We start from the raw sequence: 25,726 nt of genomic DNA, 5'->3' as shown, positions 1-25,726 counted from the left end.
GGGGGAAGGGGAGAGTGGGGGGATGAGTGCGGTGGAGATCTTTCGGGACGAGGGGTGCGGCCGGTCGGACGAGTTCGTGCGGCTACGCCGCGGGGTGTACGTGCGGGCGGACGAGTGGGCGAGAGCCTCGGTGGACGAGCGGCAGCGGGCGCGGATCGACGCAGTGGCCGCGACCTGGAGCGCGCCCTTCTTCCTCCGCGAGTCGGCTGCGGCAGTGTGGGGGCTCCCTCTGGTCGAACCACTCGCGGCGACCGTCCACGTCGAGGGAGCGACGGACGTCGGCAGCCGGACGCGGAACGGCGTCGCGGAGCATCGGAGCGCGCGTCTGCCCTCACTCGCACTGATCGACGGACTCGCCGTCTCCGACCTCGCGCAGACCGTCTTCGATCTGGCGCGGTTCTCCTCCTTCCGGCGCGCCGTCGTCGCGGCCGATCACGCCCTCCGCCTCGTCGACGACGACGGCTCGCCCCTGCTCAGACGAGAAGAGCTCCTGCGTCGGCACGCCGAGCTGCCGCCCGGTTCCCGGGGCCGCACGACGAGCGCCGCGGTGATCGCCTTCGCCGATCCCGCCTCTGAGACGCCGCTGGAGTCGATCAGCCGAGTGGCGATGCACCGTGGCGGATTACCCGCACCAGTCCTGCAACATCCTGTGCGCGACCATGATGGGCTCGCCGGAGTCGTCGACTTCTCCTTCGAGGAGGCGGAGGTGGTCGGCGAAGCGGACGGGGACCACAAATACTCCGACCCAGCGTTCCTCCGGGGTCGCTCCCCCGAGCAGGTGCTGCTGGCGGAGAAGCGCCGGGAGGATCGACTCCGCGCTCGCGTTCACGGCCTCGTTCGCTGGGGCTGGCGTGAGGCCTACGACACCCGCCCCCTGCTCGTCCGACTGGCCCGCGCTGGGGTGCGCCGCGTCGAGGGAACCTCCGGCCGTCGAGGGAACCCGCCGTTCGTGGCGGCCTCGACGGTCCGGGGTTCCCTCGCTCGGTGAGCGTCAGCTGGGCTGGTAGGGGGCTACGACGACCTCGACGCGCTGGAACTCCTTCAGGTCGGAGTAGCCGGTGGTTGCCATCGAGCGGCGGAGGGCACCGATCAGGTTCGCGGTGCCGTCCGCGCCGGTGGCGGGGCCGTAGAGGACCTGCTCGAGGGTGCCGACGGTGCCGACCTCGACGCGGCGGCCGCGCGGGAGCTGCGGGTGGTGCGCCTCCGCTCCCCAGTGCCAGCCCCCGCCGGGAGCGTCGGTCGCGCGGGCGAGTGCGGAGCCGAGCATGACGGCGTCAGCTCCCACCGCGACCGCCTTCACGATGTCACCGGAGGTGCCGAGGCCGCCGTCCGCGATGACATGCACGTAGCGTCCGCCCGACTCGTCGAGGTAGTCGCGGCGAGCGCCGGCGACGTCGGCGACCGCGGTCGCCATGGGAGCTTGAATGCCGAGAGTGGTGCGGGTCGTGGACGCGGCACCGCCCCCGAAGCCGACCAAGACGCCCGCCGCCCCGGTGCGCATCAGGTGCAGGGCCGCAGTGTAGGTGGACGCACCGCCGACGATGACGGGCACGTCCAGCTCGTAGATGAACTTCTTGAGATTCAACGGCTCCGTGTCGCGCGAGACGTGTTCGGCCGAGACGGTCGTGCCACGGATGACGAACACGTCGACACCGGCGTCGACGACGCTCTGGTACAGCTCCGCGGTCCGCTGCGGTGACAGCGCTCCGGCGACGGTGACGCCCGCCGCACGAATCTCGGCCAGACGCGCGGTAACCAGCTCGGGGCGAATGGGTGCGGAGTAGATTTCCTGCATCCGCTGCGTCGCCGACTCAGCGGGCAGCTGCCGGATCTCCGCGAGCAGCGGCTCCGGGTCCTCGTACCGCGTCCACAGGCCCTCAAGGTCGAGGACGCCCAGAGCCCCCAAGCGCCCGAGCCGGATCGCCGTCGCCGGCGACACCACCGAATCCATCGGCGCCGCGAGAATCGGTGTCGCGAACTGGTACGCGTCGATCGACCACTTCACCGACACGACCTCGGGGTCACGCGTGCGCCGGCTCGGGACGACGGCGATGTCGTCGAAGGCGTAAGCGCGGCGGGCGCGCTTGGCGCGCCCGATCTCGATCTCCATGACGCGCAGTTTACCTGTGGCTCGCTCCTCGCTCCGCTCGTCGCTCGCCCGCCGTCGGCCCGGGCGAGCGGTTCCGTCCCACAGAGCGGGGTGCGCCCGCGCCACGACGATCCGCTCACACGCGGATCGCCGGTCACCGCTCCGATGTGCCTATTGTGGCTCGCTCCTCGCTCGCCCGCGGTCGGCCCGGGCGAGCGGTTCCATCCCACAGAGCGGGGTGCGCCCGCGCCACGACGATCCGCTCGCACGCAAATCGCCGGTCACCGCTCCTCCCCTGCAGGAGGACTGCCGTGTCGCCCCGTTCACAAGGCGGCGGACACGGCCCACCCGCAGTCGCGGCGGCGCCCCCGCGCCGCTCGCGCTGCCGTCCCCGGCCGCCAGCCAAAGACCGACGCTCGCCCCCGGAGGGAGGCGGTGGGTCGGGATCGCGGCCCCTCCGGCGTGGTGGGCGTAGGGGCCGAAGGCCCCTCGGGCAGAGGGGCCGCGATCCCGACCCGCCGCCGGCCCCCACCAGACCCCACCAGACCCCTCAGCGCCGGTAGTTCGGCGCCTCTACCACCATCTGCACGTCGTGCGGGTGCGACTCCTTGAGCCCCGCCGCCGTGATCCGGACGAACTTTCCGCGCGCCTTCAGCTCGGGGATGGTGCGCGCTCCGACGTAGAACATCGACTGGCGCAGTCCCCCGGCGAGCTGGTACGCCACGTTGGCGAGCGGGCCGCGGTAGGGCACCTGGCCCTCGATGCCCTCGGCGATCAGCTTGTCGTCGGTGGGGACGTCGGACTGGAAGTAGCGGTCCTTCGAGTAGGAGGTGCGCTCGCCGCGGGTCTGCAACGCGCCGAGGGAACCCATGCCGCGGTAGGTCTTGAACTGCTTCCCATTCTGGAACACGAGGTCGCCGGGGCTCTCCTCGCAGCCCGCGAGGAGCGAGCCGAGCATGACGGTGTCGGCGCCGGCGACGAGCGCCTTCGCGATGTCGCCGGAGTACTGGAGGCCGCCGTCGGCGATCACCGGGACTCCGGACTCGCGTGCGGCGAGGGACGCCTCGTAGACCGCGGTGACCTGCGGCACGCCGACGCCGGCGACGACGCGGGTGGTGCAGATCGAGCCGGGTCCGACTCCGACCTTGATGGCGTCGGCACCCGCGTCGACGAGGGCCTGAGCGCCGGAACGAGTGGCGACGTTGCCGCCGATGACATCGACGCCGGCGAACGCGGAGTCGGACTTGAGGCGCCGGATGATGTCGAGCACGCCTGCGGAGTCACCGTTCGCGGTGTCGACGACGATCACGTCGACTCCCGCATCGAGCAGAGCGGTCGCGCGCTGCCAGGCGTCACCGAAGAAGCCGATCGCGGCGCCGACCCGGAGGCGGCCCTCGTCGTCCTTCGTGGCGTTGGGGTACTGCTCCGACTTGTCGAAGTCCTTGACCGTGATGAGGCCGGCGAGCTTGCCCTGCGCGTCGACGAGGGGCAGCTTCTCGATCTTGTGCTGCGCGAAGAGCGCGATGACCTCGCTGTCGGGGATGCCGACGCGTCCGGTGATCAGGCCGGAGCTGGTCATCACGTCGCGCACGAGCGTGGTCGCCTTCTCGAACGGTGACACGAAGCGCATGTCGCGGTTGGTGATGATGCCCACCAGGACGCCGGTCGAGTCGACGACGGGGAGGCCGCTGATCCGGTACTGCCCGCAGAGCTCGTCAACCTGGGCGACGGTGGCGTCCGGAGTCGTCGTGACAGGGTTCGAGACCATGCCCGACTCGCTGCGCTTCACGCGATCGACCTGGTCAGCCTGATCGGCGATGGAGAGATTGCGGTGCAGGACGCCGAGACCGCCCTGACGCGCCATCGCAATCGCCATGCGCGCCTCAGTGACGGTATCCATCGCCGCCGAGAGCAGCGGAGTCGCCACGCTGATGCGCGTGGTGAGCCGGGAGGCGGTGTCCGCCTCGCTCGGGATGACGTCGGTGTGCCCGGGAAGGAGCATGACGTCGTCGTAGGTGAGTCCGAGGAATCCGAAGGGATCCGGCTGGTCCATCAATGCCCCTTTAGCAGGTCGAGTGCGGGAGCCCGGAGAGGGACGGGGGTCCCTCCCGAGCACCACGGTTGTTCGATCTTAAGCGCCGCGCGACCCGCGCTCCTCACTCACCGGAGGGCCCGAGGGGACACGCTCGGACGCTGGAGCGCTCTCCTGTCCCTCATAATGTCGTCACGCGTACGTGCGGACGGTGAAACACCGCCGACACATGCGGAACGTATGGTCAACCAACGTTGTTTGACGACGGCGATTCGGGCGTGCCCGGAGACCCCATCCGTCTGTGCACCCTGACGAGAGGTAGACGTCTTGCTGACAGCCAGCCGTTCGACGCGCCGCCAGCGCTCGACGACCCTGCATCCGACGGACCGGGAGGCTCCCCGTGGATAGGAGACGCCAGAGGCTCCGCGACCGGCTACTGGCCCTGGGCCTGCTCGCCGCGACCCTGACCGGGATCGCCGCGGCGGCCCCCGCCGCACTCGCCGCCACTACCGCCGACCAGTCGATCATCGCCTGGGTCCGCGTGCAGGGGACGAACGAGAACCTGGCGGGGGTGAGCGTCGAGATCGGCGGCGACGCCTCCGCGACCGTGACCACCGGCGAGGACGGCCGGGCCACGTTCCCCCTCGACGCTGCTGGGACCTACACCGTGACCGTGGATGAGGAGACCCTGCCCGCCGACAAGGGCTACCCCGCCGCGGGTCAGAACCCGAAGCAGGTGAAGATTGTCGCCTCGCAGAACCAGATCGTGAATTTCATCGTCTCGACCGCCAACCCGAAGGGCACCGGGGCGAGCGTCCCCGTGCCGACGGATTCCGCCGCTCCGACGAGCCCCGCAACCGAGGGTACGACCGGGAACGACGCGACGAACCCCGACGGGACCTCCAACGCCGTGAACCAGCCGGTGTCGGCCGACACCTTCTGGATTATCTTCTGGCCCAAGGTCGTCACCGGCCTGATCTTCGGACTCCTGATCGCTCTCGCGGCGATCGGAGCCTCCCTGATCTACGGCGTGACCGGGCTGAACAATTTCGCGCACGGCGAGCTGGTCACCTTCGGTGCTCTGATGGCATACCTTCTCTCCGGTGTCTTCGGTCTCCCGGCGCTGCTGGCCATTCCGATCGCGGTGATCCTCGGCGGGGCCTTCGGCTTCGTTCAGGACGGACTGCTCTGGAAGCCGCTGCGGAAAAAGGGCATCCAGCTCATTCCGCTGATGATCGTGACCATCGGCCTCTCGCTCGCGCTGCGCTACGTGTTCGTGTTCTTCTTCGGGGCCGACCGCCTCTCGTTGCCCAACAGCACCGCCCCGTTCTTCACGGTGCCGGAGCTGGGGATCAGCCTGAAGTTCACCGACATCGTGGGAGCTGTCATCGGCGTCGTCTGCATCGTCGGAGTCGCTTACGTCCTTACGAAGACGAAGATCGGCAAAGCGATGCGAGCGGTTTCGGACAACCGGGCCCTCGCCTCCGCCTCGGGTATCAACGTGGAGCGCGTCATCCGCGTCGTCTGGGTGATGTCGGGGGCTCTCGCTGCACTGGCGGGCGTGTACATCGGCTACTACCAGTCGCTGCGCTGGGATACCGGAGCGTCGATCCTGCTGCTGATCTTCGCGGCGATCACGCTCGGCGGACTCGGCTCCGCCTACGGAGCGCTGGTCGGCTCGCTCATCATCGGTCTGATGATGAACATCTCGACGATCTGGATCCCGGAGAACCTCAAGTACGTGGCTCCTCTCATCCTCATGATCATCATCCTTCTGGTCAGGCCGCAGGGAATCCTGGGCCGCAAGGAACGGATCGGCTAGGACACCATGAACCTCAACTTCATCTGGCTGGCGATCGGGCAGATCGTCGATCCCACCGTCGCCGCGTACGCGCTGGCGACCATCGGCCTGGTCATCCACTTCGGATTCACGGGGCTGCTCAACTTCGGACAGGCCGGCTTCATGGCGGTGGGCGGATACGCCTTCGCCATCACCTCGGTGAAATTCGAATGGCCCGTCTGGGGCTCCTTCCTCGCGACGATCGTTGCGGCGACCGTCTTCGCCCTCATTCTCGGAATCCCGACGCTCCGGCTCCGGGCCGACTACCTCTCGATCGTGACGATTGCGGCGGCGGAGATCATCCGGCTCTCGGTCAAGACACCCGAGTTCTCGGCGATCACCGGAGGCTCCGAGGGCATCAACGGCGCGGCGAAGGCGTTCAACGACCTCAACCCGCTGCCGGAGGGCCGGTGGGGTATTGGCGTTCTCACGTACAGCCAGGACCAGTGGTGGGTGCGGATCGTCGGCTGGGGCCTCGTGCTCCTGGCCTGCCTCCTGGTCTTCCTCCTGATGCGCAGCCCCTGGGGTCGCGTCATCAAGGGAATTCGCGAGGATGAGGACGCGGTGCGCTCGCTCGGCAAGAACGTCTTCTCGTACAAGATCCAGGCGCTCATTCTGGGCGGAGTGCTGGGCGGTCTCGCCGGAGCGCTGTTCATCCTCCCCCGCTCCCTGCAACCCGACAATTACGGTACCCAGCTCACGTTCTTCCTTTACACGATCATGCTGCTGGGCGGCGCCGCGACGGTCTTCGGACCCGTCGTCGGCTCGATCATCTTCTGGGTCGTCCTCGGTCTGACCGACGGACTCCTCACGCTCGGGATCGACACCGGGGTCCTCAACAACGACCTCATCCGCCTCACTACCGTGCAGACCGGACCCATCCGGTTCGTCGTAGTGGGGGTAGCCCTCATGCTCCTGGTGATCTTCAGACCCCAGGGGATCTTCGGCAAGAAGAAGGATCTGCACTTTGCCTAAGACGCCGGTCTCGGACATCACCGAGGAAACAATCGTCCCCGGGGTCAAGAAGAAGGACCCCATTGTCGTCGCCGACAACGTCAGCCGCCGCTTCGGCGGTCTGACTGCGGTCGACGTCGCCCACCTCGAGATCCCCCGCGGATCCATCACCGCCCTGATCGGCCCGAACGGGGCCGGCAAGACCACGTTCTTCAACCTGCTGACGGGCTTCGACAAGCCCAACACCGGCAAGTGGAACTTCAAGGGGAAGAACCTCGCCAACGTCCCGGCCTACCGTGTGTCGCGGATGGGCATGGTGCGCACCTTCCAGCTCACCAAGGCGCTGGGCGGCATGACGGTACTCGAGAACATGCTGCTCGGCGCGAAGGGGCAGAAGGGCGAGAACATCTTCACCTCGCTCATCCGCCCGCTGTGGTCGAAGGAGGAGGACTCGATCGAGCAGCGCGCGATCCGCCTGCTCGAGAAGTTCAAGCTCGACACCAAGCGGGACGATTATGCGTCGAGCCTGTCGGGCGGCCAGAAAAAGCTGCTCGAGATGGCGCGCGCGCTGATGTCGGAGCCCGAACTGGTCATGCTGGACGAGCCGATGGCTGGCGTGAATCCGGCGCTGACCCAGTCGCTCCTGGGCCACATCGTGAACCTGAAAGACGAGGGCATGACCGTGCTCTTCGTTGAGCACGACATGCACATGGTCAACACGATCGCCGACTGGGTGATCGTGATGGCCGAGGGCAAGGTCGTCGCCGAGGGTCCGCCCTCCTCTGTGATGAACGACCCGGCTGTGATCGACGCCTACCTGGGTGCTCACCACGACACCGACCTCGGCACGATCGAGGGCCAACTCGAGATCGCTGAGGAGATGGACTCCGACCTCGTCCGTCAGGACGTGGAGCGGCGAGCGGAGCAGGCAGGTATTGCGACGCCGGGCCACGACACTCCGACAGTCGGATCGGCGTCCGCACCGACATCCGTCGCCCCGACGACGGACTCTCCCACTGTCGAATTCGAGAAGGACGAGAAATGACCGCCGATACGACGACTCCGAACACCCTCGAGACGCATGATCTGCATGCCGGCTACGTCCCGGGAGTCAACATTCTGAACGGTTCGAACGTCTATGTGAAGCGCGGAGAGCTCGTCGGCATCATCGGCCCGAACGGCGCGGGGAAGTCGACGCTGCTGAAGGCGATGTTCGGCCTCGTGAACATTCGCCAGGGCACCGTTCTGCTCAACGGCGAGGACATCACCGGGCAGAAGGCCGACAAGCTCGTGTCCAAGGGCGTCGGGTTCGTGCCGCAGAACAACAACGTCTTCCCGTCGCTCACCATCGAGGAGAACCTCGAGATGGGCATGTACCAGAAGCCGAAGCTGTACAAGGAGCGGCTCGAATTCGTCACCGAGCTCTTCCCCGAGCTCAGCAAGCGGCTCAAGCAGCGCTCGGGGTCGCTGTCGGGCGGTGAGCGCCAGATGGTGGCGATGTCGCGCGCGCTGATGATGGATCCGTCGATGCTGCTGCTCGACGAGCCCAGCGCCGGTCTGTCGCCGATGCGGCAGGACGAGACCTTCGTCAACGTGCAGCGGATCAACCGCGCCGGCGTCTCGATCATGATTGTCGAGCAGAACGCCCGGCGAGCACTGCAGATCTGCGACCGCGGCTACGTCCTCGACCAGGGCCGCGACGCCTACGAGGGTGCAGGCCGGGAGCTGATGAACGACCCGAAGGTCATCGAACTCTACCTGGGCACGCTCGCGACGACCAACGAGGTCACCACGAGTACGCCGACCGTCGGCGGCTGACCCTCGCCGCCCCCGCCGCGAAGGGCCCGTCGTCTTCGGACGGCGGGCCCTTCGCGGTTCCGAAGGCGGGACCGTCGAGGGAGGCGGATCCGGAGGGAGGCGGGGCGGAGGACCGAGAAGTGTTTCGAGACGGGTAGGACAGCGAGAGTCTCTCCGCAGCCGTACCCCCCGCTAGAGGGACGGGAAATTGCTCCTCCTGCCGTAGTTTTAGGGACACGGGAACGGCCTGCGAGGGAACGCTCCGATCCCTGTCTCTCACCGCTCGGAGCTGTGACCGGCCGCCGAACTCCTCCCCCCGCGGCGCGATGCGCGTCGCCTTGTCCGTCTCGTCCGACTCGAAGGAGCCGACCATGAAGAGCTACACCCCCGCCCCCGTCGAACTCGGAGCCGGCTTCGGCACGGGCGCGGTCGGCGACTACGAGCGCTGGCGTGTCGTCGGCGTCTACGCCCAGGTCGTCATCGCCGAGACCACCGGAGGCAAGCGTCGCAACTACAGCCGCTCCTTCGTCACTTACCGTCTCGCGCAGGAGGCGGAGCTGATCCACGCCTCCTGAGTGCGGTTCACGCCGCGTCGAGAGCCGCGGCCGACCAACGACGAACCTGTCTCAACGAGCTAGGGCGTGGGTCACCGTGGGCCGCGAGCGTCCCGATCTGGCCCCAGTAGCTCCCGGCCGCGCGACGTCCCAGCCCGCCCGGACAGACCGTCGGAACGCCGATGGCCCGTCGCGCAGGTCACCCGGCCGCTAGTCGTGTCGCGGTGTCGCCGCTGAGACCATCCGAGGAACGAGCGGTGCGGCGACCAGCGGTGCGATCGCGATCACGATCCACGCCAGCGGCCATGACCCGAGCGCCAGCAGCAGTGGAATCAGCAGGGGCGTCACAAAGGCTCCGGTGAAGGCTGTCGTGTTCTCCAGGCCCAGGGCTGCGCCCGCGCGACTGGTCCCCGCCATGACTGCCATCTCCGTGTAGGCAACCCCGTGCCAGGAATTCGCGAGGATTCCCGCGAGGACGAGCGAGAGCGCCACGACCACCGTCGGCGCCCACAACAGGCTCACCACAGCGAGCAGAGAGACGCCCGTGAGCACTCCAATGACCTTGACGAATCGTCGCCGGTTTCCCTTCCGGTCCGTATATCTGCCGGACCAGACCCGGAGCACTGCCCCGCCGACTTGGACGGCCAGGATGGTCGCGCTGATGACGATGAGGTCGGCGTGCTTGACATCGTGGAGATAGATTCCGGCGAAGCCGAGGATTGCGATCTGCGGCATGGTCAGGAGGGCGCTGGCCAACGCGAGCCTCCAGCAGTCCCAGCGCACCAGGGGAGAGCGCCCCTGCGCAACCTCGCCAGCGACGACCGGCCCGTCCTGGCCCGGTTCCTCCCGCGGCTCTCGGAGCCACCGAGCAGTGGCGATGGCCGTGGCCAGGCAGAATGCAGCGAGCACCAGGAACACAGCCCGGAACCCCGAGAACGCCGCCAACCACGGCAGGAGCGCCGCGCCGATCGCGCCGCCGGCCGGGATCGCAGTCTGCCGCACACTCATCGCGAATCCTCGCTGGCCGTCTGTGAACCAGAGCATGACAGCCCGACCGGAGGAGGAATTCACGCTTCCGCCCAACAGCCCGACAAGCAGCAGACACGCGGCGAGGAGCCAGACGGACGGAATGTTCGTGTCCGACGGTACGACGAAAACGGCCATCGCGACGAAGACCAGACCAGTCGAGATCAGTCCGATGAGAAGGACCCGCCGGTCTCCGAACATATCGGTGAACAGGCCCCAGACGATCTCGGAGGCAGCTACTCCGAGCAGGATTGCTGCGAGCACGACGCCGAGTTCGTCGGTCGTGAGGTGGTAGGCGGTGCGCAGGAGAGTACCGGTCACCGGGATACCGGCGAAGGCCGCTGCGAAGCTCGCCTGAGCCGCCACCCCGACGCCCAGAACGACCCACCGATGCCGTGGGCCTGAAGGTCGGATGGAGTCCGTGGTGCGAGATGCAGAAAAGTTGGGCAAAGTCGGTCCTCTCGTGATCGTGCAGTAGAAGGGCGATGGGACGCTAGAGCGGCTGGACCGCCTTCTCCCACACCACAAGCGCTAGGCAGCCGAGCGGGCTGCGGGGTGTGTGGACGCTGTCCGGGGACAGGCTGAGGAGGCTTCCCGCCGGATGTCTGCCTGCCTCGGTCTCCAGTTCGCCACTCACGACATAGATCAACTCGTGGCCAGTGTGCCGGTGGGTCTTCGCCGTCGCCCCCGGCAGGTACCGCACAACTGCCGCCGCGCTTCCCCCGGTCTCCGCTGCGGTGTACAGGCGGTGGATCTCAACGCCTGACCGGCCGTCGGACGTCAGAGGTTCGAAGGTGAGCGCGGTCTCCCCGAACCCACCGTTCGCGAGAGTACGGAAAAGGACGGGAACAGAGTGTTCCGATTGATTGAGCATCTGATTCCTTCTTGTCTGGATCGTGACCTGAAACGAGGGAGAACTTTTCTGCCGCTCCCCTACCGCTCTGACGTTCCGTCGCCGACCCGCCCCGGGGTCCCATCAATCCATCGGGCTGCATGACGGTCAGCAGCTGCCTGGTCCCGGAAAGCATAGGTCTTGAGCAACCAGCGCTGACGGGCTCGCTCAGCGTCGTGAATCTCCATCTTGTCCCGGCAGTGCAGTCCGTCTTGATTGGCGAAGGTAAAAAGGTCGCCCGTCTCGATACGGTGACGAGTCTTGGGCGCGTGGACCATCGCATTCTTCAGCGCGAGGAGCGCATCCTTGGCTCGTTCTGGAGCGGTGGGGATGGTTGTCGTACTGGTATCCAGGTAACGAAAACTGTGGTCGTTCTCGAGGATGGAGTGCTCCTCAGAGGTGCTCAGTGCACCATTATTGTCGCGGGAGAAGACGTCATACGGAGTGATGAAGAGCGGCTCCCTCAGAGTCGCCTGCATGTCAGCCGACAGATTCGCTAGAAGATCCCGTCCGTCGATGAATCCCGTGTAGATGAAATCACCCTCGGGTGAGCGCATCCCGAGCAGTGTGATGAAGTCGGCGCGGACCGGATGAGCAGTACGCTCGTTGTGATAGACGAGCTCGCTGTCGCTGAAGCCCGTCTGCATGCCGCTGTACTTCTCGATCGCTACAACATCGACGAAGAACGCTCCATTGAACCGAGATCCGTACGAGAGCAAAGGAGTCTGCACGAGAATCCCGAACAGGGCCATGAACGCTTCTGCCACGAACGTCGTCTTCTTTGCGACCTTATCCGCAACCGGGTCCTTGGAATCGAGTTCGGGAAGGTCCGCGTCGAGTGGGCAGCCACGGATCACGTGGGCTTGATCGCCACCATTCGCCCGCTCCCGTCGGATCCGGTCGCACAGCTCGACGAAGTAATTCGGAACCAGACCGCGCTCGATGACGCGTCCCACCTCGTTCATGAAGGTGCGGTGGTCCTCGTACGGACTCGTGCGTACTGCCGCGAAGAGCTCCTGGAGGCCTTCACGCTGCTCACTGGTAAAAGTGAAAATCGGTGTCATCGTATTCCGCTCTGAGTGATGGAGGTGGGACTCGGAGTGGCAGAGCCGAACTCCGAGGCTAGTCTCGCCTTGACGACGGACATGTCTTCGCAATCTCCCTTCCGATTCACGATATGTGATCGGTAGAGATCCTGTAGGGCGTGATCATCGACCTCTATCTGCAGTTCGCTGAGGAGATGCCGCAACACGCTGGTCCCTGAATGCCGTCCGATGAACATTCCCCGCTCTCGCCCGAAGTGCGAGGGTTGCACGAATTCGTAGGTCGCCGGGTTCCGCAGCATCCCTTGCTGGTGCATCCCGGCCGCGGTGCTGAACGCGTAGGTGCCGAAGATGGCCTTGTTTCGAGGCTCGTCCAGCGAGATGAGATCACGGAGGAGGGTGTACACCTCGTACATGCGCTCGAGGTTCACATCGCTGTACAACCCCGTCGCCTCTTGCTTGTACGCGAGTAGAGCAGCAATCTCCTCCAGCGCAGTGTTGCCAGCACGTTCCCCTACGCCTCCGAGAGTCACCTGCACCTCGTCGGCTCCGGCCAGAATCCCCGCAAGCGCGTTGGCTGTCGACAGCCCCAAATCCTCATGGCAATGAGTCGCGATCATCACCGACTGCGGCACCCATGACCGGAACCTCGAAATGAGGTGTCCATACTCCCCGGGCAGCAAAGCCCCGGCGGTGTCTGCGACAACGAGCGTATGAGCACCGGCGTCAACCGAACGCTCAGCCAGCTCTCGAAGCAGTGAGTCCGGTCCTCGGCTCGCGTCCTCGATTCCGACCGAGACATTGGAGATGCCCAGAGATCGCGCGTGTTCGATGCAGCCGATGACCTCCCGAATCCCCTCCGCTCGGGATATCCGGCGCTTGTGCTCGAGGTGGATATCGCTCCCAGTAGCCGCGATCTGGATCTGATGTCGAGCAGTTCCGCCCGCGCTGACGGCAGTTGTGATGTCGGACGGCACAGCCCGACAAAAGCTCGTGAACTCCGCTTTCACCAGCTGACGGGAGATGAGGTGTGTGGCTTCGTAGTCGCTGGCCGACGACGCGGGAAACCCTGTCTCGATCCGATCGACGCCGAGACCCTCGATAGCGAGCGCCAGCTGCACCTTCGCCGCCGGATCCATCGCATTTCCCGGGGCTTGCTCACCATCACGGAGAGTCGTATCGAAGAATTTCACCCTCCGCACAGTCACGACCTCCCCATCTCGGTGATGGCGCGCGAACGTGAGAGATCGCTGTCGAGCCCGTTCCGACGCTCGACAAGCGCACGGTCTATTCGCCTGATTCCGTCGATGATCGCCTCGGAGGGCCCGGCCAGCGAGAGACGCACGTGCACACCGACTTCTGGTCCGAACGCGTCTCCAGGGACAACGGCTACCCGAGCGGTCTCCAGTAGCCAGTGCGCACATTCCGTCGAACTACTGAAGCCGACCTCCTCCACGTCCGGATACAAATAAAATCCTCCCTCGGGCAGTGGACAACGGATTCCCGGAATCCGGTTCAGACGATTGACGGCATCGAATTGCCGCCGCGCGTACTCCTCTCGCATGGCCTCGATCTCATGCTGCGGCCCCTCAAGAGCCGCAACGCCGCCGACCTGCACGAAAGTGCCTGCGCTCCCGACGGAATGCTGATGGGCTTTCACCACCTCCGCTATAACGGCTTCGGGCCCAGCAACGTAGCCCAGTCTCCATCCCGTCATCGCAAAGGTCTTTGAGAAACCATTCACAGTCAGCACTCGGTCGGCGTAGCCGGAAACCGATGCCGCACTCACATGCTCGTGCGGTTCGAACACGAGCCGCTCATAGATCTCATCCACGATGACGAGGAGATCGTGTCGCCGCGCAAACGACCCGATCGTCTCCACTTCCTCCCTGGTCAAGACGTGCCCTGTCGGGTTGTTCGGCGTGTTGACGAGCAGCACCCGAGAACGGGGAGTCACCACCTTCTCGAGGGCATCCGATGTCAGCCGATACTCTGTCGCCTTGTCGAGCGGCAGAAAGACGGGTACGCCGTTTAGAAGTCGAACCATCGACGCATAGCTGACCCAGCTGGGCGTCGGTATGATCACCTCGTCTCCCGGATCGATGAGCGCCATCAAAGAGACGAACAGGGCGTGTTTTGCCGAGGGCGTGACGATGATCTCCGAATCGGCACGCACGATGACACCGTTGTCGTCCGCCAACTTCCGAGAAATCGCGGTCAGGAGGTCTGGGAGTCCACGACTGGGTGCATAGTGCGTTCGCGCTTCCCGCAGTGCTTCGATAGCAGCGCTCACGACGTGAGTCGGGCTGTCGAAGCTTGGCTCACCGGCACCGAGGTCGATCACAGAGATGCCCTGAGCACGAAGCGCGTTCACGCGCTCCATCAGCGCGATGGTCGGTGACTCCGGGATCCGGTGGAAGCGTGAGGCCGTGCGGGCATTCATTTCTGGCGTCCTCTTCCCAGCGCTTCCGAGACCGTCGAGATCGATGCCGACCGACGGATCACGCGAATGGCGGCATTATGCATGTCGTCGCTATCGGCTGCGGTCGCGTCTTCAAGAACTTGCACTTGGAAGCCTCTATCGTGACCATCCTTCGCCGCGGCGAGAACGACCATATCCGTCGCGACACCAGCAAGAAGGAGCGTCTTCACGGCGAGCGACCTCAGTAGGACCTCAAGAGCGGTTCCGTAGAAGGGACTGATGCGATGCTTCACAACGACGGGTTCTGAGCGGATGTTGGCCACCCTGTCGTGCAAGCGCGTTCCCCAACTCCCGAGCAGCAACCGCTCATCCGCTCGGGCGCCACTGAAAACAGGTGATTCGCTCGGCCACTCCGGATACCCCTCGGAGAAGCCCACTACCACGTGGATGACAGGGATGTTCAGCTCTCGCGCTCGTGCGAGGCCAGCAGCGGCGTTCTCAAGCACCTCCCGGGCGCTGACCTGGTCGGCGTAGCCCTCGCGGCCGTACTTTCCGTCCTCATGCACGATCTCGTTAATGAAATCGAGCATCAGAAGTGCACGCGAGCCCATCCACTCACCCCATTTCGCCGCAGCCGAACCGAACGCCGATACTCGACCACGAGAGGCAGCCGAATCCAAGCACTATGAGAACCGGGAATGGTGTTGTTCCTCAGCCTCATACTCTGCCGACATCGGCCGCGCGTGACATATCGTCATCAAGAGAGCCGGCACGTGCGTCTGCTCTTGTGCGTGAGCGAAGGGGACTGCGTGAGCGACGAGGGAGGAAGTGTGGCACAGCATTCAGCCGCGCCGATGGCACCGCCCTTTCGAGTGGTCATTGTCGGCAGCGGGCCCCGAGGGCTGAGCGTTCTCGAGAGGGTCGCGGCTCGGGCGCTCATCGACCCGCCAGAAGGTCGGATCGAGATCGACCTCATCGACTCCGTAGCCGTAGGGACGGGTCGCGTGTGGAAAGTCGATCAGCCGAAGTGCTTTTTGATGAACACGCCGGCTGGCGAAGTCTCGGCGTTTTCGGGTCGACCCGATGGTGGCCCGCCACGCCCCGGTGCCGGGCCGTCCCTCGCCGAATGGCTGGACCTCTCTCAACCAGGAGCATCGCACGACCTCACGTACGCTCCGCGCGCAGCCCACGGCGAGTACATGCAGTTCGTTCTCACGGCGATCGAGAGGCACTTACCAGACACCGTCGGGCTGCGACGCCTAAAGGACGAGGTGACCGACCTCGAATCCTGTGGTTCGGGGTACGCCGTCTCCCTGAGGAGCGGAACGCGACTTCGAGCGGATCGAGTCGTGTTGACGACGGGACACGGTCGTCCTACTCCTACCGGCGATCATCGGACTTACTCCGCCTACGCAGACACCCGCACTCCCGTGAGATATTTTCGGGGGGACTCCCCTGCTGACATGCCGCTGGCCAGCATCCCGCCCGGCTCCACGGTCGGCGTCATCGGACTGGGCCTGACCTTTTACGACGTCATGGCGGCACTCACGGAGGGGCGAGGTGGCCGGTTCCACGTCACCGACGACGGAAGCTACGACTACATTCCAAGTGGCGACGAACCCGTACTTGTGGCTGGTTCGCGGAGTTCTCTGCCCGTCCTCGGACGCGGAAAGAACCAGAAGGACGCCGACTTCCGATACAGTCCGCGGCTCTTCCGCCCGGAGAAGGTCCTGTCCAGGTCGTCGACGCCGCTCTCCTTCACCAAGGATGTCTGGCCGTGGCTCCACGCCGAAATGCAGCTCGTCTACTACGAAACAGCGATCCGGCGAGACGCGGGGGCAGACGCAGCACGGTCTTTCGTGTCGAGCACGGTCGCAACGCTGGACGTCGACGATACCTCTCGAATCTCCCGATTCGCGGAGCGCTTCGGAATCGCCGACCTTCCGCCCCTCGACCTGGATCTGCTGACACGACCTTTCCGTGGTCGGCAGTTCCCCACTTCCGAGGCCTTCACCTCGGCCCTGACCCGAGTGATCCGGTCAGACATCTCGCACAGCGTGCAGGGGAACGTCGACTCGCCACTGAAAGCGGCACTCGAGGTTCTGCGAGATTCTCGCGCAAGTATTCGAGGGTTGGTAGATTTCGGTGGCCTGACTCCACGTTCCCACCGAGATGAGTTCTTGGCATGGTTCGCTCCTCGCGCATCTTTTCTCGCCGCCGGTCCGCCGGTGCACCGAGTGCGGCAGGTACTCGCGCTCATCGAGGCGGGAAGCCTCACGATCGTGGGGCCGGACGTTCGTGTTCGTGTGAGCAAGGACTCACCGGGTTTCGTCATGGATTCACCTCACGTGTGCAGTCCCCCCTCGCGCGTGTCCATGTTGATCGACGCACGAATTCCGACTCCGAACGTCTCATCAGACACATCGACGCTCACCCGATCGCTCCTCTCGCGCGGCGTGATCACGAGCTTCATCAACTGTGCGGGGAGCGACTCGTTCGATACAGGAGGAGTCGCGGTCTCACGATCGCCTTACCATCCCATCGGGTCGACGGGCTCAGCCGACCGCGGCATCTACGTCCTCGGCATTCCGACCGAACACACTCGGTGGTTCATGCAGGCCGGAAGCAGTCGACCCGGTTTCTGGACGGACTTCGTTCGGGACGCGGACGCCATCGCGGCGGACGTGCTCGGGGCCGCCCTGGCGACGACTACGACATCCGTCAGCACCACGGAATCATCGGTGGGAGATGAACTGCATGCCGCGAACACTGGCTGAGAAGATCTGGGACTCCCACGTCGTTCGGACGAGCGAGGGTGGTGAGAGCCTGCTCTACGTCGATCTCCACCTGCTCCACGAGGTGAACACGCCACAAGCCTTCGATCGGCTACGGAGTGCTGGGCGCCGGGTCCGACGACCGGACTTGACCCTGGGTACAGAGGACCACAACACGCCGACGATGGACATCCGAAGACGCATCGCCGACCCATCGGGGCGTCGTCAATCCGAGTTGATGCGCAGTAATTGCGCGCAGTTCGGAATCCCGCTTCATCGGCTCGGAGACGATCGACAAGGAATCGTCCACGTCATTGCTCCCGAACAAGGGCTGGTTCGTCCCGGAATGACCATCGTCTGCTGCGACTCGCACACAACGACGCTCGGCGCGTTCGGGGCGCTGGCGTTCGGCATCGGTGCAAGCCAGGTGGAGCACGTGCTGGCCACTCAGACATTGCCGATGCGCCCGCTCAAGCACATGGCGGTGAATGTTGACGGCGCGTTGGGCGACGGCGTTTCCGCGAAGGACCTGGTGCTGGCGCTCATCGCACAGATCGGGACTGCCGGTGGTCAAGGTCACTCCATCGAGTATCGGGGAAAGGCGATTGAGCAGATGTCGATGGAGTCCCGCATGACACTCTGCAACATGTCTGTCGAAGCAGGATCTCGAGCGGGACTCATTGCACCGGACGAGACCACCTTCCGCTATCTCCGCTCCCGCGTCGATCTGACCGACGCGCAGTGGACTGCGGAGCGGGAGCATTGGCGAACACTGACAACCGATCCCGGCGCGATCTTCGACGCAGAGGTGAGTATCGACGCCGCGGCGATCACCCCGTTCGTGTCCTGGGGGACGAACCCATCGCAGAGTGTGGCTTTAGACGCCGTCGTTCCGGCACCCGAAGACTGTTCGAGCGAGTCGGAGCGAAGTGCAGCGCGGCAGGCGCTGGACTACATGAAGCTTCGGCCGGGTACTCGATTGCGCGACGTCACCATCGACACGGTGTTCATCGGGTCGTGCACGAACGGACGGATCGAAGACTTGCGAGCCGCTGCCCGAGTGCTCTCGGGACGCCGCGTCTCCAGCGCTGTCACCATGATCATCGTTGCCGGCTCGGCGTCGGTTCGGCGGCAGGCGGAGACGGAGGGGTTGGCCGACGTCTTCGAGAGGGCGGGTGCGGATTTCCGGGCGGGAGCAGGCTGCTCTCTGTGCGCGGCGTTGAACGAAGATCGACTCGCATCGGGACAGCGTGCCGCTTCGACCACCAATCGAAACTTTGAGGGCCGGCAGGGTAAGGGATCCCGAACACATCTCGTCTCGCCAGCTGTAGCGGCTGCCACTGCGATCATGGGCCGACTGGCGATGCCGAGTGACCTCGGGAAGGCAGGATCACAGTGACGTCGACTCCCTTCATCGTTCACCGCGGGACGGCGGTCCCTCTCCGACGCACCGATGTGGATACCGATCAAATCATCCCCGCTCGATTCTGCACCAGGACAACTCGGGACGGACATGCCGATGCGCTCTTCGCCGACTGGCGCGACACGAGGGATTTCGTCCTCAATGATCCACGGTACTCCTCAGCCTCGATCCTGATTGCGGGGCGAGACTTCGGCACTGGGTCATCACGCGAGTACGCAGTGTGGGCGCTTCAGGACTACGGATTCCGGGTGATCATGGCTCCTCGCTTCGGCGACATCTTCCGAGGAAACGCGCTCGCCGATGGCTTGCTCGCCATCGAACTGAGCGCACACCACATCGAAGCGCTGTGGGATGCCGTCGAAGACGACCCCGATACGACACTTGAGGTGGATCTGGACCGACAATGCGTGAAGGTCGACGGTGACGTCATCCTGTTCGACATCGACGCGGACTCGAGACGTCGCCTCGTGCTGGGCCAGGACCAGATCGACTCCACGCTTCAGCACGAGGACGCGATCTCACAGTTCGAGGAGTCACGGCGAACAGGGCTACCCAACACGCTGGTGTAGTTCTCGGCGGTTCTAGACCGCCAGTGCCTGATCCTGAGAAGCCATGCGAGCGACGCAGGCGAATGCGCTCGTGAGGACTCTCTCCACTTCCGGATGCTCTCGTCCGCGGGCGCTCGATGCCACACGCTGACAATGAGCTTTCGCAGGCAGGAGCTGCATGGCCTGCAACCCCGGGGCGGAGGTCGGTAGAGCAATCCCGGGCAGCAGCGTGATCCCGCGTCCCATCGCGACCAGAGTCAGCAGCGTCGACAGGTCATCGACACGCAACTCGACAGAGGACGTCCCGCCCTGACGGCGCAGGAACTCCACCGTCTCGTCCTCGCTCGTCCCACCGACCATCAGGAGCCGCTCGCCGTCGAGATCGCGTACAGTCACGAAGGGTCGCGCTGCAAGGCGATGACGGGCTGGTACGACGACGTGGATCGCGTCTGACACTAGAAGGTCTGCGGTCTCGCCGAGCCCGGCGAGGGTGGCGATGCCGACGTCCACCACGCTGTCCCTCAGCCACTCCTCGACCTGAGCGCAGGGTCCTACGCGGATGTCGAGACGGATGTCGCGGCGAGGCCGAATCTCTTCGACCAGCCGTGGCAGGAGGCGCCGAGAGAAACTCCGGCTCACTCCGATCCGGAACGGGCGCGGCTCGGTGGAGGTGACGGATCCGATACTCGCGATCTCCTGGGCGTACTGCACGATCAGTCGCGCTCTCTCGAGCACGTCGCGCCCGGACGACGTCAGTGTCGCTCTGCCGTATTCGCGGTCCAACAGGACGAGCCCCAGCTCTCCCTCCAACGCGGCGATCGAACGGCTGATGGCCGACTGGGTGACACCCATGATGCGAGCAGCTGCGGTGAAGGTCCCCTCGTCGACGACGGAGATGAGTGCAACGCACTGAGAGAGCTTCACGGTGCCTCAGCTACTGATCGCGCCCGGGCTACGGAGCGCGCCCGGCGAGGACCCTCCCCCCGGCTGATCACCGCTGCCCAGGGAGCGTGATCGAGCTGCTCGACAGGGTCCGCCGAGTGACCTCGTCCGCTCCCGGCAGGGGCTGCGAGGTGGGGAGCTGCAATGCGTGGCGCTGCGCCCACAGCGATGGTCTTCGTCACGATATCCAGCTTCCACAGCTCCGAGAGGAATACGAGCGGGTCTCCGATCTCGATCTCGCGGCGATCCTTCCGCGTCGGCGGGCCGCGAGGCCGTTGTCCTCTAACCGCGCACGAGATCCGTCACTGCCGCCCCACTCCACCGGTCGCCGTTCCGGAATGTGCCCCTCCGCACGCGGGCTGCCCGGATGCGGAACGCCGCCGTAGCCGGGCGAGGCACCTGGTGAAGAGACGATGTCGAGAAGACAGGAGGTTTGCTCATGAGAGTTTTGTAGCAGGTCACGGAGTAGCCGTCAATGTCGTCGCGCGGCCTGAGGCTGGTCGACACGCCGTGCTGCGGCCATCACGACAGCGCGGGATGGTCGCGGCAGGGAACCTCCTCCGTCGCGCCGCCGCACGGCACCGAGGCCGCTCGTCTGCGGCCTGCGTCGCGAACGACAACGGGGCCCGGTCCGACGACCGAGCCCCTCAGGAAGCGGCACGAGCCGCGTCACCGCGTCGTCAGTTCAGCGAACCCTCGACGGTCTCTTCGAAGGAGGTGGTGTTACCTGCACCGTACTTGTAGATCGAGACCGAAGCCTCGCTGGTGTCACCGTTGTCGTCAAACGAGATCGGACCGGACAGGCCGTCGTAGTCGACGTCCTCGCCGTCGGCAATCAGCGTCGCGCAGTCCGCGAAGCTGGTGCACGTCGTGCCACCCTCGGAGACCGACTTGAGATTGTCGCGGATCGTCGCACCATCGGTTGCCTTGCCCTGGAGCGAGGCGAGCGCGGTGAGGACGGTTGCGTCGTACGACTCGGGCGCGTAGCTGAACACGCTCAGCGCGTCATTGCCCTGCGACTCGACGAGCGACTGCAGGGTGGACTGGAAGTCGTCGGACGCCTGGACGCCGGGGTTGGTGAACTGCGCGCCGGCGATGTCGACGTTGGTGTCGGATTCGCCGATGACGCCGTAGTTGCCGTCGGTTCCGTACAGCTTCGAGAAGTCGAAGCCCTTGGCCGAGAGCTGCTCGGCGATGGTCTTGATCTCATCGAACGAGATGACGACCAGAGCGTCGGGGTTCGGAGCGAGGACCGAGGTCAGCGCCGAGTTGAAGTCGGTCGACGCGGGCTCGAAGATCTCCTCGGCCGCGACGGCCGCGCCGCCCGCCTCGAGGGTCTCCTTGATGTTCTTCTCGAGGCCAGTGCCGTACGCGTCATTCATGTACAGGATCGAGACGTTGGTCTTGCCGTCGCCGAGGATCTTGTTGCCGAGGATGCGCCCCTGAAGCACGTCCGAGGGAGCGGTGCGCCAGTAGTAGCCATCGTCGTCGTAGGTAGTGAAGTCCGGCGAGGTGTTGGCCGGCGAGATCTGGACGACGCCCGCCTGGGTCACTTGGTCGATGAAGGTCTTCGAGACGCCCGAGGACGCCGCGCCGATGATCGCCGAGACGTTGTCGGCGATCAGCGAGGTCGCGGACTGGGTCGCGATGTCGGTCGTGGTGTCGCCCGAGTCCTTCTGCTCCGCCTCGATCGTGATGCCGGCCTTGGCGGCGTTGATGTCGACAACAGCCTGGTCGACGCCCGCGATCTCGGGCGGGCCGAGGACGGCAAGAGTGCCGGTCTGCGGGAGGATCGTGCCGATCTTCAGGGACAGGTCGCCCGAACCGCTGTCGCCGCCCGATCCGCTGTCGCCACCGCTGGCGCAGCCAGCGAGGACGAGAGCGCTGGCGCCCAGAATGGCGACGCCGCCGAGGGTTGCCCGGAGGGACCGCGCGCGGGCCGAGCCGGCCTTCGCGTAAACGCCCATGTTGCTCCTTGAAAGGTGTGTGTCAGTGGGAGCGGCGCCGGTGGCAACCGCTCGGCCAACCTAACCTTAGAAGCAGCCGTGAACAATACAGGGATGTTACCAATACGTTTCGCGACCGGATCGTTACCTTTCCGCTGTCGCACCGCGTCAGGACGACGCGTTCCGCAGATCAGACAGCGGAACGGCGCCGCCTGCGCTCGGCAGCGACGAGATCGCCTGAGAAGATCGCCAGGGCCGCCCACACCAGCGCGAAGCCGATCCAGCGCTCCAGCGGCATCTCCTCGTGCAGCACGAACGCGCCGACCAGGAATTGCAGGAACGGCGTCAGATACTGCACGAAACCGACGATCGAGAGCGGCAGCCGGCGGGCGGCGCCGGCGAACAGGAGCAGCGGGACGGCCGTGACGACGCCGGCGGAGGCGAGGATCAGCGCATGCCCGGTCCCCTCGGTCGTCAGGGTGAGCCCGACCGTGGATCCGACCACGATGAGTTGGACGATGGCGAGCGGAGTCAGCCAGAGGGTCTCGAGCGTCAGGCCGCCGACGGCATCCACCGTGCCGCCCACCCGGCTCTTCACCAGGCCGTAGAAGCCGAAAGAGAAGGCGAGGGCGAGGGAGATCCAGGGGAATGATCCGTAGCCCACCGCAATGACGAGCACGGCCACCGCGCTGACGCCCATTGCAACCCACTGCAACGGACGGAGGCGCTCGCGCAGCACCAGCACGCCCAACAGCACCGTCACCAGCGGATTCATGAAGTAGCCCAGCGCCGCCTCGATCACGTGGCCTGTGGTCGTGGCAATCACGTAGACCTGCCAGTTGATGTAGATCAGCACGCCGGCGATCGCCATCACTCCGAGCATGCGGGGGCGGCGCACCACAGCGCCGAAGGAGCGCCAGCCGCGGAGCACCGTGAGCAGGATCGCACAGAAGACGAGCGAGAAGAGCACGCGGAAGGCGACGATCTCGAACGGGGACGCCGGCGCCATCGCAATGAAGTACAGGGGCATCGCGCCCCACAGCAGGTAGGCCGAGAAGGCGAAGATCAGGCCGGTGCCGGACATCGGGCTCGAGTCCTTCGTGGCCGCAGGCGCCTCCACTGCCTCGCCGACGGGCGCACCCGTGGTCGACGAGGCGGACTCGGCAGTGGGGTGGGAGCTGGACACTCCCCCGATGCTACGCAGGCACAGGGTGGCCGAACGGCGCTGCACCCGTCGGATCAGGCCACTGGTCGCGAGGAGGACCGGGAACGACGCAGAGGCCCGCCGACCGAGGTCGACGGGCCCCTGCGGGGGTGCTGATTAGCGGACGACGACCGCGAGGACGTCGCGGGCGGAGAGGACCAGGAGGTCATCGCCACCGAACTTGACCTCGGTTCCGCCGTACTTGGAGTAGATCACCTTGTCGCCGACGGCGACGTCGAGCGGCACGCGGTTGCCGTTGTCGTCGATGCGACCCGGCCCGACGGCGACGACTTCGCCCTCCTGCGGCTTCTCCTTGGCGGTATCGGGGATGACGAGACCGGAAGCGGTCACCTGCTCCGCCTCGACCTGCTTGATAACGATGCGATCTTCGAGCGGCTTGATGGACACCGACACGGTTGACCTCTTTCTTGACGACGATGTGGGCGGAACGCGGTTCTGGCACACACGCTCCGAGAGTGCTAGATCCATCGTAGGGGCTTCGCTGGCACTCGTGCAATCAGAGTGCCAAGCAGGGCGCCGGATCGGCCACAGGGCGTGGCCTAGCATGGCCGGATGCAACGCGATGAGCTGGTCGAGCTCCTCTCCCCCGAGGGCCTGCGGCTCCTGGGCTCCCTCGACGGCTACCGGTCGGACGACCTGGTGCGGGCCGTCGCCCGCCTGCGCGCGGCCGGCCACTCCCCCGTCCTCGTCTCCGCGGTGCTGACACAGGCGCGGCTGCGGCAGAAGGCGGAGGCGAAGTTCGGCGAGTTCGCCCGCTCCATGCTCTTCACCGATGCCGGCCTGGAGCAGGCGACCCGCCTGCGCGTCGCCGCCCTGCACGCTGGCCGCTTCGTTGCCGCGGGAGCGACGCGCATCGCCGACCTCGGCAGCGGTATCGGCGGCGACGCCCTCGCGATGGCCGCCATCGACCTGGCGGTCACCGCAGTCGAGGCCGACGAGGTGACGGCGACCCTCGCCAGTTTCAATCTCGCCCCGTTCCCCGCAGCGCGGGCCGTGCACGCGACGGCCGAGGCCTTCGACCTCGACGGTTTCGACGCTGTCTACCTCGATCCGGCCCGGCGCACGGCCGGCCATCGCGAGACCCGCCGACTCGAGAATCCGGACGACTACTCCCCCTCGCTGCAGTTCGCGTTCGGCCTCGCCGAGCACCGCCCGGTGGGCGTGAAAGTGGGTCCCGGCTTCGACCGTGAGCGCCTACCCCGCGATGCGGAGGCGCAGTGGGTCTCGGTGGAGGGCGAGCTGGTCGAGACGGGACTGTGGTTCGGCGCACTTGCCCGGCCGGGCGTGGGCCGCTCCGCGCTCCTGCTCGGCTCGGCCGGGTCGGCAGAACTCACCGCGACCGGCGACAGCGAGGACGAGGAGGTCGGCGAGCTCGGCGGCTACATCCACGAGCCGGACGGCTCCGCCATCCGCGCGCGGCTGCTGGGTGACCTCGCCCGCGCGAGCGGCTCGCGGATGCTCTCACCCGGCATCGCCTACTTGACCGGCGACGAAGCGGCCGTCTCACCCTTTCTCCGCAGCTTCCGCGTCCTCGCCGAGCTGCCCTTGGACGAGCGCACTCTGTCGAAGGAGCTGCGCTCGCGCGGCATCGGCGTGCTCGACATCAAGAAGCGCGGGGTCGACGTCGATCCGGCCCGCTTCCGCAAACGCCTGGGCCTCGCGGGACGGACCAGCGCCGTGCTGATCCTGACGCGGATCGCCGGGCGCCACCGCGCCCTCCTCGCGGAGCGCGTGGAGCGCCCCACCTCCGGTCAGTAGTCGGAGTTCCCGGCGGCGACCGCTACCACGACGAACACGATCGTGATCGCGAGGAAGATCAACGAGAGGACAATGCCGGCGAACCCGGTGATGATCGCGGTCAGCGCGAATCCGCGGGCACCCGGCTCGCGACGGCGTCCGAGGAAGCCGAGTACGACGGCCGGAGCCGACAGCAGGAAACCGAGGCCCCAGGCGAAAATCGTGATGACCAGGCCGACGATGCCCAGGATCATCCCGACCAGGCTCAGCGTGCGCGGGACGACCGGTGCCGGCTCGTACGCGGACGGGTAGCGGGGCGGCGCGTCGGCGGCGGGGCTTGGCGCGGACGGCGGCGGCGAGCCGTAGGCCTGCGGCGCGGAGTCGGCGAGCGGCCGCGCCGCTCGCTCGGGCGCTGGCTAGACTCGCGCCATGAGCGACGACAGCACCCGTCCCAGCCCCGGCTCCGACGACCCGCACAGCTC

At 66.0% G+C, this 25,726-nt stretch carries 23 protein-coding genes and 1 pseudogene; 11 read left to right on the top strand and 13 right to left on the bottom strand.

Annotation, left to right across the window (positions count from 1 at the left end; genetic code table 11):
- A partial coding sequence (locus C5D07_RS06770) for a hypothetical protein (RefSeq protein WP_211286356.1) occupies nucleotides 1-988 on the top strand: 988 nt, incomplete at its 5' end.
- 3 nt (nucleotides 989-991) lie between these two features.
- Here the strand turns inward: C5D07_RS06770 and C5D07_RS06765 are convergent.
- Both C5D07_RS06765 and guaB read right to left on the bottom strand, forming a co-directional pair.
- The gene (locus C5D07_RS06765) at nucleotides 992-2,110 is read right to left on the bottom strand and encodes a GuaB3 family IMP dehydrogenase-related protein (protein WP_104258997.1); all 1,119 of its coding nucleotides are present in this window, start codon (nucleotides 2,108-2,110) and stop codon (nucleotides 992-994) included.
- A gap of 529 nt (nucleotides 2,111-2,639) precedes the next feature.
- Nucleotides 2,640-4,142: an IMP dehydrogenase gene (guaB, locus tag C5D07_RS06760; RefSeq protein ID WP_068251623.1), complete on the bottom strand. Its 1,503-nt coding sequence runs from the start codon at nucleotides 4,140-4,142 to the stop codon at nucleotides 2,640-2,642.
- Nucleotides 4,143-4,521: 379 nt separating this feature from the next.
- On the opposite strand from guaB, the gene C5D07_RS06755 reads away from it, so the two are divergent.
- The 5 genes from C5D07_RS06755 to C5D07_RS06735 all read left to right on the top strand — a co-directional run bounded on the left by C5D07_RS06755 (nucleotide 4,522) and on the right by C5D07_RS06735 (nucleotide 9,287).
- The gene (locus tag C5D07_RS06755; RefSeq protein ID WP_084415784.1) at nucleotides 4,522-5,943 is read left to right on the top strand and encodes an ABC transporter permease subunit; all 1,422 of its coding nucleotides are present in this window, start codon (nucleotides 4,522-4,524) and stop codon (nucleotides 5,941-5,943) included.
- 6 nt (nucleotides 5,944-5,949) lie between these two features.
- Nucleotides 5,950-6,936 (top strand): branched-chain amino acid ABC transporter permease, encoded by a 987-nt coding sequence (locus C5D07_RS06750; RefSeq protein WP_068251617.1) that lies wholly within the window; start codon nucleotides 5,950-5,952, stop codon nucleotides 6,934-6,936.
- Nucleotides 6,929-7,960, top strand: coding sequence for an ABC transporter ATP-binding protein (locus tag C5D07_RS06745; RefSeq protein WP_084415783.1), 1,032 nt, complete (start codon nucleotides 6,929-6,931; stop codon nucleotides 7,958-7,960). Before C5D07_RS06750 ends, C5D07_RS06745 begins: the two co-directional genes overlap by 8 nt.
- Nucleotides 7,957-8,733 carry an ABC transporter ATP-binding protein gene (locus C5D07_RS06740; RefSeq protein WP_068251614.1) on the top strand — a complete coding sequence of 259 codons (777 nt, stop codon included), beginning with the start codon at nucleotides 7,957-7,959 and terminating at the stop codon, nucleotides 8,731-8,733. The genes C5D07_RS06745 and C5D07_RS06740 overlap by 4 nt, the downstream gene beginning before the upstream one ends.
- 350 nt (nucleotides 8,734-9,083) lie before the next feature.
- Nucleotides 9,084-9,287, top strand: a complete 204-nt coding sequence (locus tag C5D07_RS06735; protein ID WP_146076770.1) for a hypothetical protein — start codon at nucleotides 9,084-9,086, stop codon at nucleotides 9,285-9,287.
- A 189-nt stretch (nucleotides 9,288-9,476) separates the two neighbouring features.
- Here C5D07_RS06735 and C5D07_RS06730 read toward each other — a convergent pair whose 3' ends face one another.
- From C5D07_RS06730 to C5D07_RS06705, 6 genes are all read right to left on the bottom strand, one after another.
- Entirely contained in the window at nucleotides 9,477-10,658 is a 1,182-nt protein-coding gene (locus C5D07_RS06730) for an MFS transporter (protein WP_257722311.1), read from the bottom strand.
- Between the two features lie 127 nt (nucleotides 10,659-10,785).
- Nucleotides 10,786-11,166, bottom strand: coding sequence for a cupin domain-containing protein (locus C5D07_RS06725; protein WP_104258996.1), 381 nt, complete (start codon nucleotides 11,164-11,166; stop codon nucleotides 10,786-10,788).
- Nucleotides 11,167-11,225: 59 nt separating this feature from the next.
- Nucleotides 11,226-12,248 (bottom strand): TauD/TfdA family dioxygenase, encoded by a 1,023-nt coding sequence (locus C5D07_RS06720; protein WP_068251602.1) that lies wholly within the window; start codon nucleotides 12,246-12,248, stop codon nucleotides 11,226-11,228.
- Complete coding sequence (locus C5D07_RS06715; RefSeq protein ID WP_170063517.1) at nucleotides 12,245-13,420, bottom strand: LeuA family protein; 1,176 nt, start codon at nucleotides 13,418-13,420, stop codon at nucleotides 12,245-12,247. Before C5D07_RS06715 ends, C5D07_RS06720 begins: the two co-directional genes overlap by 4 nt.
- An 11-nt stretch (nucleotides 13,421-13,431) precedes the next feature.
- The gene (locus C5D07_RS06710) at nucleotides 13,432-14,670 is read right to left on the bottom strand and encodes a pyridoxal phosphate-dependent aminotransferase (protein ID WP_104258994.1); all 1,239 of its coding nucleotides are present in this window, start codon (nucleotides 14,668-14,670) and stop codon (nucleotides 13,432-13,434) included.
- Nucleotides 14,667-15,239 carry a cysteine hydrolase family protein gene (locus tag C5D07_RS06705; RefSeq protein WP_167542337.1) on the bottom strand — a complete coding sequence of 191 codons (573 nt, stop codon included), beginning with the start codon at nucleotides 15,237-15,239 and terminating at the stop codon, nucleotides 14,667-14,669. Before C5D07_RS06705 ends, C5D07_RS06710 begins: the two co-directional genes overlap by 4 nt.
- 108 nt (nucleotides 15,240-15,347) lie before the next feature.
- On the opposite strand from C5D07_RS06705, the pseudogene C5D07_RS16415 reads away from it, so the two are divergent.
- From C5D07_RS16415 to leuD, 4 genes and pseudogenes are all read left to right on the top strand, one after another.
- Nucleotides 15,348-16,004 (top strand): annotated as a pseudogene (locus C5D07_RS16415) (FAD/NAD(P)-binding protein); the annotation flags it as partial.
- 108 nt (nucleotides 16,005-16,112) lie between these two features.
- Nucleotides 16,113-17,426 (top strand): FAD/NAD(P)-binding protein, encoded by a 1,314-nt coding sequence (locus C5D07_RS06700; RefSeq protein ID WP_249028188.1) that lies wholly within the window; start codon nucleotides 16,113-16,115, stop codon nucleotides 17,424-17,426.
- Complete coding sequence (gene leuC, locus C5D07_RS06695; RefSeq protein ID WP_104258992.1) at nucleotides 17,407-18,822, top strand: 3-isopropylmalate dehydratase large subunit; 1,416 nt, start codon at nucleotides 17,407-17,409, stop codon at nucleotides 18,820-18,822. The genes C5D07_RS06700 and leuC overlap by 20 nt, the downstream gene beginning before the upstream one ends.
- Entirely contained in the window at nucleotides 18,819-19,415 is a 597-nt protein-coding gene (gene leuD, locus C5D07_RS06690) for a 3-isopropylmalate dehydratase small subunit (RefSeq protein WP_068251584.1), read from the top strand. The genes leuC and leuD overlap by 4 nt, the downstream gene beginning before the upstream one ends.
- A gap of 12 nt (nucleotides 19,416-19,427) precedes the next feature.
- On the opposite strand, the gene C5D07_RS06685 is transcribed toward leuD, so the two are convergent.
- From C5D07_RS06685 to groES, 4 genes are all read right to left on the bottom strand, one after another.
- Nucleotides 19,428-20,318, bottom strand: coding sequence for a LysR family transcriptional regulator (locus C5D07_RS06685; protein WP_068251581.1), 891 nt, complete (start codon nucleotides 20,316-20,318; stop codon nucleotides 19,428-19,430).
- A 698-nt stretch (nucleotides 20,319-21,016) separates the two neighbouring features.
- On the bottom strand, nucleotides 21,017-22,303 hold the full coding sequence (locus C5D07_RS06680) for an ABC transporter substrate-binding protein (protein WP_068251578.1): 1,287 nt from the start codon (nucleotides 22,301-22,303) through the stop codon (nucleotides 21,017-21,019).
- 169 nt (nucleotides 22,304-22,472) lie between these two features.
- The gene (gene rarD / locus C5D07_RS06675) at nucleotides 22,473-23,366 is read right to left on the bottom strand and encodes an EamA family transporter RarD (RefSeq protein WP_068251576.1); all 894 of its coding nucleotides are present in this window, start codon (nucleotides 23,364-23,366) and stop codon (nucleotides 22,473-22,475) included.
- A gap of 237 nt (nucleotides 23,367-23,603) precedes the next feature.
- On the bottom strand, nucleotides 23,604-23,900 hold the full coding sequence (gene groES, locus C5D07_RS06670; protein ID WP_068251574.1) for a co-chaperone GroES: 297 nt from the start codon (nucleotides 23,898-23,900) through the stop codon (nucleotides 23,604-23,606).
- 159 nt (nucleotides 23,901-24,059) lie between these two features.
- Here groES and C5D07_RS06665 point away from each other — a divergent pair, with 159 nt between their 5' ends.
- Complete coding sequence (locus C5D07_RS06665; protein WP_068251571.1) at nucleotides 24,060-25,265, top strand: class I SAM-dependent methyltransferase; 1,206 nt, start codon at nucleotides 24,060-24,062, stop codon at nucleotides 25,263-25,265.
- Here the strand turns inward: C5D07_RS06665 and C5D07_RS06660 are convergent.
- Nucleotides 25,259-25,498 (bottom strand): hypothetical protein, encoded by a 240-nt coding sequence (locus C5D07_RS06660; RefSeq protein ID WP_104258991.1) that lies wholly within the window; start codon nucleotides 25,496-25,498, stop codon nucleotides 25,259-25,261. The genes C5D07_RS06665 and C5D07_RS06660 overlap by 7 nt on opposite strands.
- Between the last annotated feature and the right edge of the window lie 228 nt (nucleotides 25,499-25,726).

The organism is Rathayibacter tritici, assembly GCF_002932875.1.
Lineage (GTDB): Bacteria > Actinomycetota > Actinomycetes > Actinomycetales > Microbacteriaceae > Rathayibacter > Rathayibacter tritici.
Note: the sequence above shows the minus strand (reverse complement) of the source record. Positions and strands in the feature narration are given on the sequence as shown.

Excerpts from the sequence above, each read along its gene's own strand:
- C5D07_RS06765 (WP_104258997.1), bottom strand. The coding sequence starts at position 2,110 with ATGGAGATCGAGATCGGGCGCGCCAAGCGCGCCCGCCGCGCTTACGCC.
- C5D07_RS06680 (WP_068251578.1), bottom strand. The coding sequence starts at position 22,303 with ATGGGCGTTTACGCGAAGGCCGGCTCGGCCCGCGCGCGGTCCCTCCGG.
- C5D07_RS06725 (WP_104258996.1), bottom strand. The coding sequence starts at position 11,166 with ATGCTCAATCAATCGGAACACTCTGTTCCCGTCCTTTTCCGTACTCTC.
- C5D07_RS06735 (WP_146076770.1), top strand. The coding sequence starts at position 9,084 with ATGAAGAGCTACACCCCCGCCCCCGTCGAACTCGGAGCCGGCTTCGGC.
- C5D07_RS06710 (WP_104258994.1), bottom strand. The coding sequence starts at position 14,670 with ATGAATGCCCGCACGGCCTCACGCTTCCACCGGATCCCGGAGTCACCG.
- C5D07_RS06720 (WP_068251602.1), bottom strand. The coding sequence starts at position 12,248 with ATGACACCGATTTTCACTTTTACCAGTGAGCAGCGTGAAGGCCTCCAG.
- C5D07_RS06665 (WP_068251571.1), top strand. The coding sequence starts at position 24,060 with ATGCAACGCGATGAGCTGGTCGAGCTCCTCTCCCCCGAGGGCCTGCGG.
- leuC (WP_104258992.1), top strand. The coding sequence starts at position 17,407 with ATGCCGCGAACACTGGCTGAGAAGATCTGGGACTCCCACGTCGTTCGG.
- C5D07_RS06700 (WP_249028188.1), top strand. The coding sequence starts at position 16,113 with ATGCCGCTGGCCAGCATCCCGCCCGGCTCCACGGTCGGCGTCATCGGA.
- C5D07_RS06660 (WP_104258991.1), bottom strand. The coding sequence starts at position 25,498 with ATGATCCTGGGCATCGTCGGCCTGGTCATCACGATTTTCGCCTGGGGC.
- rarD (WP_068251576.1), bottom strand. The coding sequence starts at position 23,366 with ATGTCCGGCACCGGCCTGATCTTCGCCTTCTCGGCCTACCTGCTGTGG.
- C5D07_RS06705 (WP_167542337.1), bottom strand. The coding sequence starts at position 15,239 with ATGCTCGATTTCATTAACGAGATCGTGCATGAGGACGGAAAGTACGGC.
- C5D07_RS06740 (WP_068251614.1), top strand. The coding sequence starts at position 7,957 with ATGACCGCCGATACGACGACTCCGAACACCCTCGAGACGCATGATCTG.
- guaB (WP_068251623.1), bottom strand. The coding sequence starts at position 4,142 with ATGGACCAGCCGGATCCCTTCGGATTCCTCGGACTCACCTACGACGAC.
- C5D07_RS06750 (WP_068251617.1), top strand. The coding sequence starts at position 5,950 with ATGAACCTCAACTTCATCTGGCTGGCGATCGGGCAGATCGTCGATCCC.